Consider the following 13,355-nt stretch of genomic DNA (forward strand, 5'->3'; position numbering starts at 1 on the left):
AACTGTGTAATACTACACCTCCTCCGTCTGTAACTGCTTTTCGTATAATTCCCGGTAGGCACCGTTCAGACTCATTAACTCATCGTGCGTGCCCTGCTCCACAATCTCACCATCGTCGAGCATGATGATGAAGTCGGCGAGTTTTGCCGACGACACGCGGTGGGAAATCACCACCGACGTCCGGTCGGCCATGATCCGGCGCAGGTTGTTCAGAATGATGTTCTCCGTGTTGGTGTCCACCGCCGAGAGGCAGTCGTCCAGAATCAGAATCTTCGGGTCGCGGGCGATGGCGCGGGCAATACTCAGGCGCTGCTTCTGACCACCTGACAACGTAATGCCGCGTTCGCCAATTCGGGTCTCGAAACCTTCGGGAAAACCCATGATATTGTCGTACAGGTCGGCATCACGGACGGCCTGGTCTACACGCGCCTGGGGCATATCGGGCTTGCCGAAGCGGACGTTGTTGCTAATCGTTTCGGAGAACAGGAACACGTCCTGCGGTACGTAACCTATCTGCCCACGTAAAGTGGTCAGGTTGTAGTCACGAATGGGAGTACCATCGATGCGAATTTCGCCCGAAGTGGCGTCGTACATCCGCGTCAGCAGGTTAGCCAGCGTACTTTTCCCCGAACCGGTTGTGCCGAGAATGGCAACCGTTTCGCCCGCCCGGACGTGCATCGAGAAATTTTTCAACGCAACAATACCCGAATCCGGATACACAAACCGAACGTTCTTAAACTCGATTTCACCGTGGATGTCGCGGCTCAGATTCTTCTGAGAAACGATGTCGGTTTTGATGCTCAGGAACTCGTTGATACGCTCCTGCGAGGCTGCGGCCCGCTGCGTCTGGCTCGTGGTCCAGCCCAGGGCCATCACCGGCCAGGTCAGCATATTGACGTACAGGATAAACTCTGTGATGTTGCCCGGCGTCAGCCGACCGGCCAGGATCTCCTGCCCGCCCACGTACACGACCAGTACGTTGCTCAGTCCAACCAGAATGGCAACAATCGGGAAAAACAGCGCATCAACGCGGGTCAGACCCAGGGACTTGTTCCGGTATTCGTCGCTTTCGATCTCAAACTTTGCCGCCGAATTATCTTCCTGTACATAGGATTTCAGAACGCGAATGCCCGAAAACGCTTCCTGAACATAGGTCGACAGCCGCGACAAACTCCGCTGAATTTCTTCCGAGCGCCGGATGATGATGTTATTGACAATATAAATGGCCACCGACAAGATGGGCAGCGGCAGCAGTACGTACAACGACAGGCGGGTGTTGATGCTCACCATGTACGTAATGACCAGAATGAACAGCACAATCAGATTCAGACCGTACATGATACTCGGGCCGACGTACATCCGGACTTTACTGACGTCTTCCGAGATGCGGGCCATCAGGTCGCCGGTGCTTTGTTGCCGGTAAAAGCTAAGTGGTAAGGTCTGGTAGTGATCGTAAATTTCGTTCTTGAGGTCGTATTCAACGTGGCGCGACATGACGATCAGCGTCTGACGCACCAGAAACAGGAAAAAACCTTTGAGCAGCGCCATTACCAGCGTCAGTACGGCAAACAGCATGATGCTGAACGTAAAGACCTCGTACAGCGACGATTGTAGTGGTGAGCTATCGAAGAGGTAATAGACATCGAGTGTTTCCCGAACCAGGTCCAGCGCATACCGTACGAGCTGCGCCGGGAAAATGCCGAACAGGTTAGAAACTACCGTAAATACGGTGCCCCAGATGAGATACCACTTGTACTTGAGTAAATATTTATTGAGGTGGGAAAGCGCTTTCACGGTTTGGCTGCGGGCTTTTTTCGTTCGTAACGCACCCGCTTGCGAAAAGGTTGCAGGGGAGATTTTAGAATGATTGAACTGCTTGCTGTGTCCAGTTGGATAAGGTGGCAGGTTCTGAACCTGCCACCTCATCCACCACCTCAACCTATTTCTCCCAGATAACCCTCGACGTCGATAAGGCAGCCAATGCAACGGCGGCCAAACCCATGAAACCGGTCGCAATCATGATGGCGGCCACTGCCCAGCCTTTGCCCCGTAGCCGCTCTTTGTTGCGGTTGATGGAGGCCAGACTGGCCGACCCCATCATAATGGATGTCAGCGGCAAGGCCATGCCCAGGACCCAAACAAATGCATTGCTCGGGACCAGCAACAGGCCATACGACAGTACCGACAGCGCTAAAGCTGCAATGGCCAGGCCGTGGACCTTCCGGCTGGAGCTGTGGCGATCAATGTCCGCTGAGCGCTGTGGGGCAAAATGAGCCAGCGATGGATACCGTATCAATCGCTTCAGCCGGTGGCGATGGCTCGTACGACTGTCGGGGTTGCGGTGTAAAGTTGGGTTGGTCGTTGGGCTTCCCGGCGTATCGACGGACGGCGAACTTCCCGCCGAAGTGAGTGCTTTGTTAACCGGTGCTATAGAAGGTGCCGCCGGTATTGAATCAAGAGTAGCTTCGGGTACGTAAGGTTCGGAGTGATACGACGTAGTGCGGGTGGGTTGAGGTTGAAAATAAGCGTAGTGGGCTGAATTGCAGGCTGGTAGAAGAAAGGTTGCAAAAATGACAACCACTACCAGGCGGGGGCTGGCCAGTCGGCGGAAGAATAACATGTGGTAAGAGTATAGGTCAAGTCATACGGTTTTGATTGGGAAAACTACGGATTTAGCCGTATTTTTGCAACGTTTTCCGGCAGTTCTTTTTCTTATCGGTAGATTTAATAGTTTTTAGGCGGATGTTGAATAGGCGATTACTCCGAATCAAGGTCATGCAGGCGCTATATGCGCTCCGGCAGTCCGAACTTTCTAACCAGCAATTAGCCCTCGACGGCATCTCGGACCTGTTCCAACCCGACCTAAACTCGATGTTGCCACAAAATCGGCGGCAGCTCGAAGGCTACCGAAAACTGGCTGGTCTGTTGTTTGAAGAAGCAATCAGGACCGGGCAGCCGGCCCAGGATGAAGATGCCCCGTCGAAAGTCCTGAAAGCCGCCAATGATGGACTGCTGTTCTACCAGATCCGGGCTAAAAAAGACCGTCAGCATTTAGGTCAGATGATGATCACGCAGGTGCAGAGCATCTACGACGACTACCTGCGGGTGCTGCTGTTGCTGGTCGAACTCGGCCATGCTGCCCGACTCGACCGCGAACGTACCTACCGCGATCCCGATGAAGCTCCATTCCCGTACGAATCGGATTTGAATGACAATACAGTGGTACAGGCCCTGGCCCGTCATCAGCCGTTGCAGCATGAAGCGCTGCGTCGGAATGTCTCATGGACCGATGATCTCGGTTTTATTCGGAAGTCGTATCGGGAAGTGCTGAAAGCGGATGAAACCTACCGGGCGTACTGCGAACAAAAAACGCACACAGCCGATGAAGACCAGCAATTGGCCCAGTACATTCTCCGTACGTTAATTTTCAAGCACGATGATATTCGCAATCACCTGGCCGAGATTGATCTGAGCTGGACTGAAAATAATGAAGTGGTACGGGGGTTGGCCATTCGTACCCTTAAATCGGCGCAGAGCATGACCGGTCTGCAACTGGAGCCCCTCACCGATGATTGGGAAGAAGACGAGTTGTTTCTGAACACCCTGTTTCAGAAATCGTTAGAGAATGACAATGACTACGAACAATTGCTGATCGAGCAGTTGCAGAACTGGGATCTTCAGCGTGTGGCGATGCTGGACAAGATCATTCTGAAGCTGGCCATCTGCGAATTGCTGAACTTCCCGAACATTCCGGTGAAGGTTACCATAAATGAATATATTGAATTAGCAAAAGCGTACAGTACGCCCAAAAGCGGTAAATTTGTGAACGGAATCCTCGATAATCTATCCGAGAAGCTTCAGGCTTCAGGCCGGTTGCGTAAGAGTGGACGCGGATTGCTGGACAATAAATAAGTTTACGTTTATTGCGTTTACGGTTTGTGGTTATCTATAGAGATAGATTTAAGATTTCTGTAAACCGTACATAGAAAACGATTAAGAAATGAACAGAACTGGCCGTGATTTGGCGTTTTTCCTGACCGGTGCTGCTACCGGTGCCCTACTTGGATTGTTATACGCTCCCGAAAAAGGTGAGGTTACCCGCGATCGGTTAACGTATCGGCTTTCAAAATACCGCGAGCAATTGCAGCAGTTAATAAACGACTTACTGAATACGTCCGAACTGCCCGAAAACTTCTCCAGAAATGAAGGGGAGCGCGTCGTTAATGACGCCCGCGAAAAGGCTGAACGCCTGCTTGAAGACGTCGATCGGCTGATGGCGCAGATCAAGCGGCAGAACGCGTAATGGATTGTCAGTAAATGATACTGAGTATGAAACAGTTTTTTGTAGTTGCTCTCGCAGCCGGGCTGTTTGTTGGGTTGGCCGGTTGTGATAACCGCCGACAGGCTGAAACGTCGCAGGCAGTGGCTTCGGAAAAAATGCCGAAGATTGAATTCGCTGAAGCAGGGGTTCATGATTTTGGGACCATCATGGAAGGCGACACCGTTGAACATGTCTTTAAGTTTACCAACACCGGGCAGTACCCACTGATCATCAATAACATTACGGCTTCCTGTGGCTGTACTACGCCGGAATGGCCCCGCGAACCGATTGCTCCGGGCAGTGCCTCATCGATCAAAGTACGGTTCAACAGCCGGGGTAAGAGTGGTGAGCAGAACAAAACGGTGACCATTTTCGCCAACACCGAACCGGCCATGACAGACTTGCAGTTTAAGGTGCTGGTGCAACCCAAAGGTGATCCGACCAAAACGTCATAACCAGGTGAAGCGTATACGTCCGGCTTGTCACTAAAACAAACGGAGGCATACGCTTCACTAACTTTAATCCCCGACCAATCATGTACTCGCTTTTATTACAGGCGCAGCCCAATTCTACGCAGTCCATCATCTCCAATGTATTGCTGTGGGTGGGCATCATCGTCGTTTTTTATTTCTTTATGATCCGCCCGCAGCAGAAGAAGCAGAAGGATCAGAAATCATTCATCGAAAACCTCAAGAAAGGGGATAATGTCGTTACCATCGGTGGGCTGCACGGCCGGGTCGTTTCGGTGGAAGGTACGACGGTTACGCTTGAGGTGGACCGGGGCATCAAGATGACGTTTGAGAAAACGGCAATTTCGCGCGAGGCTACCGTTAAACCGGCAGAAGCTGAGAAAAAGCAATAACGCACACATTCCCAATGACGTGGGCTGAATAGATAAACGTGGATAATACATCCGCCTTGATCGGTTCCGTCGGCGTCATTCGTGTTTTATCTAATCGTCGTTTCTAGTGACTCCTGCGCAGAAAACAACCAAATTTCAACCAACTCGGGTACTCCTTTGCGTTGCCGCAGCTTCGTTGTTCTGGTTCCTGAACGCTCTGAACAAAGACGGTTATACACTGAACGTTCAGTACCCGGTGCATTTCGTTTACAACGACTCACTGTACATCCCAACTACACCGTTGCCCCGCACCGTAACGGTTAACGTATCGGGCGACGGATGGGGTTTGTTAACCCATTCGTGGCTGCCGTTCCGGGTGAAGCCGGTGGATTATGTTGTGCAGAACCCGCTTCAGGCGTCGATCATCAATACATCGTCGCTGACGGCGGCACTGGCCGAACAGATCAAGAAGATGCGGGTAAACTACGTCGTGGCCGATACGCTCGAAATGGGTTTTGAACGGCGAATGATCAAGACCGTTCGGTTATTGGTCGACAGTCTGCATATCAATCTTGCCCCGCGCTACATCGTCTCGAGCGTCATTAACGTCACTCCCCGTACCATTCAGGTGGAGGGGCCCCAGCGGCTTGTGCGTGGCTACCCCGATTCAATCCAGATTCGTATTCCCCGTAAGCGGATCAACGACAATTACGACGAAGAACTACCGATCAATCTCTATCGGCACCCACAGATCCGTACCAGCGCCGACCGGGTATTTGTCAGTTTTGAAGTAGGGGAGCTGCTATCTCCGCTACCGCCTGCTATGCAGCCGACACCTCCGGCGCCGACTACTACGTCACGGTCTAAGCGATGAATCAGACGGAGCGCAAACAGCCGTTGCAGATCGGCGTAACGGGGGGCATTGGTTCGGGCAAGAGCACAGTTTGCCGCGTATTTCGGGCGCTGGGCGTGCCGGTGTACGAAGCCGATGAACGCGCTAAATGGCTCACGGAGCATGATCCCATCCTGAAGGCGGATATCACGCGAATACTGGGGCCAAACGCCTACGACATCACTGGCCGTTACAATCGGGCCTGGATTGCTGCGCAGGTATTTGCCGACCCGGATTTGTTGCTCCAACTAAATAATGCCATTCACCCCCGTGTCTATGCCGATACGGCGCTATGGGTACGCAGCCACGCGGATCAGTCATACGTAGTGAAGGAAGCCGCAATCATGCGCGCAGCCGGCGACGGTAATTCGCTCGATAAGGTTATTGTGGTACATGCCTCTATTGCGCTTAGGGTGGAGCGTATCCGACTTCGCGATCCGCACCGTACTGACGAGGAAATTCTGAATATCATCAATCGACAAATCAGCGACGACGAGCGGCTGGCTATGGCCGACTACGTACTCGAAAACGACGAGCAGCAGCTTCTGCTTCCCCAGATTTTAGCCCTTCATACTACGTTCACGACCCGAAAAGTAGCGGATTAAGTCGCTCAACAGCCTGGCTCGCCAAAGCGTATCGTATTTTCAGTACCTGAAGAAAACCGTACTGCCCACGTTGACTTTGTGCGCCTGTAGTTTCCTGTCTGGTGTGTTTGTCGGTTCCGGCGGCCCCAAAAACCAGTAACGGCTTTCGACGAACTGACCCGTACGAACAAAGACGAACAGATGGTGCGGCAGATTAGAAACGCCTGGCCGGATTAGTTCCGGTCGGCGCTGTAGAACAGGCAAGGTGATACTGGCCAGGTCATCAGCCCGGACGTTGCCTCATAGGGATTTGCTTTTGGTAAACCTTTGTACTTCCTACTAGTTTACTAGAGAAGTAAACAACAAATCGAACGTTATGAAATATGGATTGATGGCGGTTGCCCTGCTACTGATTGTCAGCAGTTGCGCTCCGCGTGTGACCGTTGACGCTAACCAGCGTGTCAATTTTAGCAAGTACCGTACTTATGCCTGGATGGATTCAGACGTAAAAGGCAGTCAGAACCCACTGTATTATAACCAATTGGCATCAGATGCCGTCGAAAACACGGTGAATCAGGTACTAGGTGAAAAAGGCCTGAAAGAGGTGAGATCCCGGCCCGACATGATCATTGGTTACCATTTCTTTGTGGAAGAGAAAACCCGCACTGTAGCGACCAATAACTACGCTGGTCCCCTGTATGGGCCTTACTATGGCTGGGGGCGCTGGGGTTTTGCCGGCTGGGGGCCGTCGTGGTGGGGCTGGGGAGGTCCGCAGTATCGTGAAGAAGAATACCAGGCCGGTACGGTGGTAGTCGATATGGTTGACGCCCGGACAAAGCAATTGGTTTGGCGGGGTTCGGTGCAGCAGGCAGTGAATGATCCGGCCCGAATTACGTCGTTGCTGCCGAAGGAGATTGAACGGATTGTTGAGCGATACCCTCAACGGAACAGTTGATTTAGCTTACTGCATTGATTCAGATACCAAACGGCCTCAAAAGGGCCGTTTTTTTTGTTAATTTTACCAAATTCACTTAGCCAAAACATTCATGAATGCACGCAGGTCATTCGGTTGGTCGGTGGTAATTACCCTGACCCTGACACAACCGGTTCTGTCCCAGGCTCAGCAACGCTACACCACACTACAGCAAGCCATTGGGTCGACTGGTTTGCTAAATGGCTCACAGGGGCCACGTAGCGTCAACTGGATTGAGGGGGGCAGCAAGTTTTCCTTCATCGACGGCCCCGGAATTATCAAAACATTCGCACCCGAGAAGCAACAGGAAGCGGTTGTGTTTGATGGCAGCCAGCTTACGTTTCCGGGCACAAATAACCGATTTCAGTACAGTTCATTTCAGTGGTCGAAAGACTCAAAGAATATTCTGTTTCAGGCCAATTTCAGGCCGGTTTATCGCCGGTCGGGGGTATCCGATTACTACGTGTACTCGGTCGCCAGCAAGAACCTGAAACTGGTGGCGAAAGACGCCCAGACGGCCGAACTTGCTCCCGATGGCAGTAAAGTCGGTTACGAACGGGGCGGAGATCTGTACGTGTTTGACTTCGCTACCCAGAAGGAAACGCAGCTTACCGACGACGCTAAACCGGCGTTTTACAACGGCCGCTTTGGCTGGGCGTATGAGGAGGAATTTGGTCTGGCGCAAGCCTGGGAATGGTCGCCCGACAGCAAGTTCATCGCCTTCTGGCAGTCGGACGAGCGGAAGGTGCCCATCTACAAGCTGACTGACTATAAAGGTTTTGACGAAAAATATGATTCACTGCCGTATCCGCGGGTCGGCGACGAGAATCCCACCGTACGGATTGGGGTTATCGACGTTGGTACGAAAACCAAACAGTGGATGAAGGTTGAACTGGGCAGCAACGCCGAACCGGCCGGTTATATTCCGCGCATCTACTGGACCTCGCAGGAAGGCCAACTGGCGCTGTTGCACCTGAACCGGAAGCAGAATCACCTGAAAGTATTTATGGCGAACGCCCGCACCGGCGATGCCCGGCAGATACTGGAAGAAAAGTCGAACGCCTGGATCGATGTGTTCGATTTTTTCGCCAACATCATGCATTATTTCTACTTCCCGGCGGGTGTGCAGGAGTTTTACCGCGTATCGGAACAGGACGGCTTTGCGCATCTGTATCGCTACGATTACAACGGAAAGCTGCTGAATCAGGTGACCAAGGGAAATTGGGAAGTAACCTACGTTCACCACGTCGACCCAAAAACCCGCAAGATATTTTACACTTCAACGGAAGCATCACCGCTGGAACGGCAGTTGTTTGTCATTGATGTGGACGGGAAAAACAAACGGCGGTTAACTACTGTAGCCGGGCGACATACGGTGAACTTCTCTCCCAACGGGCAGTACTACATCGACCGTTACTCAAACGTATCAACGCCGACGCAGGTTGAGCTTTGGGATACTAAAGGAACCAAAATCAAATCGCTCGAAAGCAACGACCGCGTCACGCAGTTCATCGGTTCACATGCCTATGCATCCAAGGAACTAAGTCAATTTACGACGTCTGACGGCCAGAAGCTTGACATCTCAATCATTAAGCCGCTGGATTTCAACCCGTCGAAGAAGTATCCGATGGTGTTGGATATATACGGTGGGCCAGGAGCGCAATCGGTTTACAACGAATTTGCTACGACGGGCTGGCATCAGTGGCTGGCACAAACGGGCTACGTAGTTGTGAGCGTCAACAACCGGGGAAGCGGTGGCTACGGGCGCGATTTTGAAAAGCAGGTGTACGAGAAGCTTGGCCAGTTTGAAAGCAAGGATTTTGCCGAAACAGCTCGCTACATGGCCAGCCTGCCCTGGATTGATGGTAGTCGGATGGCGATTCGGGGGCACAGCTACGGTGGGTATTCGAGCAGCTACACCATGCTGACCCACCCTAACGTATTTAAAGTGGCGCTTGTAGGGGCTCCCGTGACGGACTGGCGGCTGTACGATAGCATATATACGGAGCGGTACATGGGACTGATACCGGAGAATGAAGAAAAGTATCGCAACAGTTCCGTGACCCCATACGCCAAAAACCTGGCCGGAAAGATGTTCATTGCCCACTCGACTATGGACGAGAACGTACATGTCCGGAACACGTTCCAGTTGATGAACGCGCTGGAAGATGCCGGTAAGGACGCTGACCTACGGATTTATCCGCCCGGTGCACACGGTGTAGCCTATAGCCCTACTACCATGGTGCTGTTGTATCAGCAATACACGACATATCTGGAAAACAACCTGAAAGGCGTTCCCGTAAATTAATTGAGGGCATACCGTGATCGTTCTGAAAGCCTGGGTATGACCCGGGCTTTCCGCGTTTTTCAGGCTGGATTAAAAGGTATTAATCTAGCAAGCCTTTTAGTAAATAAGCCATTCTATATGATAGCCATAGCATAGTTTTGTTAACATGCCTTTTCCAAACTGCCCACTGTTAAACTCTTTATGAGAAATTATTTACGCTGCATCCTGCTAGTCTGCCCAATTGTTCTGTCTTTCTCGGTTGCTGCTCAAACATCGTCTGGTCCATCGCTTACCTACGCCCAGGTTGTCAACAAGCTGCAGCGGGCTTCTCAGACGTACATACCCACCTACGACGGTAACCTGATTGTGGCTTATTTCTATGCCGATGGCGTTGGGACAAATATCAAGAACTGGAACCTACAGGTAACTAAATACCTGACTACCGGCAAAGTCGCCTACAGCCAGGTAACGTCGCTGCCGAAGACCATCAGCGGTAATGTGGCATTGGCGGAAGCCACCGATCGGTCGATTATCGTAAGTGGTAATGGCACTACATATGCCTATGCGCCCGGTAATGCGGCCAAGCTGAAATGGAGTAAACCGTATCGGGGTTCAGTATTATACCCAACACCCGATGGTGGCGTTTTGCTGACCAACCCGAATCCGGGCGATCCGGACCGGGGGACAAATACCAAGCTGTCGGCCAAGGGTGATATGGAGTGGCAGTTGAACAGCAACTTCCTAATTGCTACAACTGACGGCGGATACGTTCGCTATGATGGTAACGGTGGCCTGACCAAACTGGACGGTCAGCGCCAGCAGCAGTGGCAAATCAATGAAACGGCCGCTTTTGCTCAGGCGATAGCTGATGGTGTTGTTTATCGTACGAACGATAAGCTGGTGAAAGTAAACAATGCCGGTAAGGAAGCATGGCGGTATACAGTTCCCGGTGATGCCTCTCTGCGGCCTTTCAAGGTAGTAGAAACGACGGATGGGGGTATTGTTTTCTCAAGCGATCAGACGTATAAACTGACAAATGCGGGTACCCTGCAGTGGCAAAGTCAAGTTCGGGATGTGCTTCAAACCACGACCGACGGCGGTTTGCTCTGCCTGCTTCGCGACCGGCCCGCCAGTGAATTCACCACGACCGGCTACACACTGACCAAACTGACGGGTACAGGTACCATTACCTGGCAGCGGTACATCAGTGGGCAGCTTGACGGCGACCTCAATGGGATGCGTGGTGTGGCCAGTGCCTTTCAGTCGCGCCACGGTGACTATTGGTTCATCTCCGAAACAAGCGCCGTACCAACCAATCAGTACACCAGTAACCTGGTTGTATCTCGTTTCTGCCGCGATTTTTTAAAGTTGTATGCCACAGCAGGTCTTACGACCGGCGTTATACCTATTCGGAAAGATACAAGCCTTACGGTCTGCCGCGCCGACTCCGTGGGCCTTGGTTTTACGGACGAAAATACGGTTCCCGGTCTGCTATTCCAGTGGAAACTGAACGGCGCACCAGTTTCGAGTACACCCAAAGGATTATTACGGGCTAAGGAACCAGGCACGTATCAGGTCCAGGCGGCTGATTCGTCCTGTGGTGTGAGCGACACATCTCCGACGCTGACCATTGCGCAGAACCCGTCACCAAGAGTGACAATGACGGGTTCCAACTTCTTTTGTGCGGGTGGCTCTGTTACGCTGGCGGCAACGGGCAGTAACGGCACCGGTGCTTACTATTATCAATGGTCGAAGAATAACAAGCCCATCAGCACAAGCGCAACCATCTCCGTATCAGAAGCCGGCCAGTACAGCGTAACCGCCAGCGACGACGGTGGCTGCGCCAGTTCGCCCGTCGTTTTACTAGTTACCGAAAACCCGGCCATTTCAGTTTCCATCGCCGGAGCCGACTACTTTTGCCCAAGCTCATCCAGTCGTTTGTCAGCAGTCGTATCAGGCGGAACGCCGGGATTCCGGTATCAATGGAAACGGAACGGTGAAATGCTGGCAGCCCGGAACGTGAACTTTGCCGCCGATCGGGCGGGAGCGTATTCCGTAGAAGTGACAGACAGCCGAAACTGTCCGGTTGAGTCAAAAACGCTTGTTGTTACCGAAGTGCCCACCCTGACGCTGACGGCCGGAACCAGCACCACGCTGACGGGAACCGAAACCTATACGCTGACCAATGTAACGACCGCCAGCGGTGGTTCGGCTCCTTATTCGTATCAGTGGACAACGAGTCAGGCGGCCGTGCCGGGCAACGGCTCTACGGCGGCTCAGCCTACTTTCGGGCCTTTTACGACTAACACCGATATTCAACTGGTCGTGACGGATACAAAAGGGTGTAGCCAGACAGCGGTGTCGAAAGTGACATATAAACCCTGTACGATGGAAGCCGCCATCAATGGGCTGAATTACTTCTGTACCGGAACCACTACGTCGCTGACCCTGGCGATCAGCAACGGCAATGCGCCTTTTAAGGCCATCTGGCAGGGTAGCGAGCTACTGCTCAACACCAATACGTACACGCAAGTATTCCAGAAACCAGCGACCCTAACCGCCGATATTACGGATAGTAAAGGGTGTACGGCCAAGGCCAAAGACGTTGTGGTGACGGAAGTCGCCCGGCCTACGGCCACCATCACCGGCCAAACGGTGTTCTGTAAAGGAAGTTCGACCCAATTGTCGGCGGTCGTAGGTGGCGGTAAGGCCCCGTACACGTACGAATGGAGGCAGGTTGGCACGGCTACCAATCCGGCCAGCACCAGCGCAACGACCAACGGAACGTACAGTGCTACGGCTGCGGGGGCGTTTGTGGTGACCGTAAAGGACGCCAACGGTTGCGATAACGTATCGCCAAGCGTGACACTGACGCACAAAGCCGCCGACCTCGACGCTAAAATCACCCCGAGTGGCCCAACTGAGGTGTACTTGCCCGCCAGCGTAACACTTACGGCCAACACGGGAACCGGATTGACGTATCAGTGGCAGAAAGAGGGTCAGGATATAGTCGGAGCCGTTTCTCCAGCCATCTCAACAACGCAGACAGGCAGTTACGTGGTAAAGGTTTCACTGGATGGCTGTACGCTGGCGTCGGCGGCTCAGGAAGTGAAAGTCCTAGCGCCGTTGGCACTTGAGCCTACCGCTCCGCCCGTTCAGTTTACCGTGTTCCCGAACCCCGTCGAAAACACCTGTCAGGTAACGATCCAGACGGACAAGGCATCGCCGGTTACGGTGTCAGTATACAATCTGCTGGGGCAGCGAGTACAAACCATTCAAATTAATACCCGTTCAACCGCCCATGAAGTAATGTTGAATTTGAGTGCTCAGTCGGTTGGTACGTACGTGATTGACGTAAAAGCGGGGGCAGCAACTGCTCGCAAGCGACTGGTTAAAATTGCCGGACGATGATCTATTGCTTATACAAAAAAGCCGGTCCAACGCGCGTTGGACCGGC

Annotated in this window: 11 protein-coding genes; 9 read left to right on the forward strand and 2 right to left on the reverse strand. The window is 52.6% G+C overall.

The annotated features are described in order from the left end of the window. Positions 1-12 precede the first annotated feature (12 nt). Both BN8_RS30375 and BN8_RS30380 read right to left on the reverse strand, forming a co-directional pair. Complete coding sequence (locus BN8_RS30375) at positions 13-1,794, reverse strand: ABC transporter ATP-binding protein (RefSeq protein ID WP_040007181.1); 1,782 nt, start codon at positions 1,792-1,794, stop codon at positions 13-15. 145 nt (positions 1,795-1,939) lie between these two features. Continuing rightward, the gene (locus BN8_RS30380; protein WP_009285802.1) at positions 1,940-2,620 is read right to left on the reverse strand and encodes a DUF4190 domain-containing protein; all 681 of its coding nucleotides are present in this window, start codon (positions 2,618-2,620) and stop codon (positions 1,940-1,942) included. Between the two features lie 155 nt (positions 2,621-2,775). Between BN8_RS30380 and nusB the strand changes: the two genes are divergently transcribed. The 9 genes from nusB to BN8_RS30425 all read left to right on the forward strand — a co-directional run bounded on the left by nusB (position 2,776) and on the right by BN8_RS30425 (position 13,309). Beyond that, entirely contained in the window at positions 2,776-3,912 is a 1,137-nt protein-coding gene (nusB, locus tag BN8_RS30385) for a transcription antitermination factor NusB (protein ID WP_051041163.1), read from the forward strand. Positions 3,913-4,000: 88 nt separating this feature from the next. Then, the gene (locus BN8_RS30390) at positions 4,001-4,303 is read left to right on the forward strand and encodes a YtxH domain-containing protein (protein WP_009285804.1); all 303 of its coding nucleotides are present in this window, start codon (positions 4,001-4,003) and stop codon (positions 4,301-4,303) included. A gap of 26 nt (positions 4,304-4,329) precedes the next feature. Then, positions 4,330-4,776, forward strand: a complete 447-nt coding sequence (locus BN8_RS30395) for a DUF1573 domain-containing protein (protein WP_040007095.1) — start codon at positions 4,330-4,332, stop codon at positions 4,774-4,776. Between the two features lie 80 nt (positions 4,777-4,856). After that, positions 4,857-5,183: a preprotein translocase subunit YajC gene (gene yajC / locus BN8_RS30400; RefSeq protein ID WP_009285806.1), complete on the forward strand. Its 327-nt coding sequence runs from the start codon at positions 4,857-4,859 to the stop codon at positions 5,181-5,183. Positions 5,184-5,289: 106 nt separating this feature from the next. Beyond that, positions 5,290-6,036, forward strand: coding sequence for a YbbR-like domain-containing protein (locus BN8_RS30405; RefSeq protein WP_009285808.1), 747 nt, complete (start codon positions 5,290-5,292; stop codon positions 6,034-6,036). After that, on the forward strand, positions 6,033-6,659 hold the full coding sequence (coaE, locus tag BN8_RS30410; RefSeq protein ID WP_009285809.1) for a dephospho-CoA kinase: 627 nt from the start codon (positions 6,033-6,035) through the stop codon (positions 6,657-6,659). Before BN8_RS30405 ends, coaE begins: the two co-directional genes overlap by 4 nt. Before the next feature lie 355 nt (positions 6,660-7,014). After that, positions 7,015-7,593 (forward strand): DUF4136 domain-containing protein, encoded by a 579-nt coding sequence (locus tag BN8_RS30415; RefSeq protein ID WP_009285811.1) that lies wholly within the window; start codon positions 7,015-7,017, stop codon positions 7,591-7,593. A 91-nt stretch (positions 7,594-7,684) separates the two neighbouring features. Continuing rightward, entirely contained in the window at positions 7,685-9,919 is a 2,235-nt protein-coding gene (locus BN8_RS30420; RefSeq protein WP_009285813.1) for a S9 family peptidase, read from the forward strand. 180 nt (positions 9,920-10,099) lie between these two features. Beyond that, positions 10,100-13,309, forward strand: a complete 3,210-nt coding sequence (locus BN8_RS30425; RefSeq protein ID WP_009285814.1) for a T9SS type A sorting domain-containing protein — start codon at positions 10,100-10,102, stop codon at positions 13,307-13,309. Positions 13,310-13,355 lie beyond the last annotated feature (46 nt).

Origin of the sequence: Fibrisoma limi BUZ 3 (assembly GCF_000296815.2) — a bacterium.
Classification (GTDB): domain Bacteria; phylum Bacteroidota; class Bacteroidia; order Cytophagales; family Spirosomataceae; genus Fibrisoma; species Fibrisoma limi.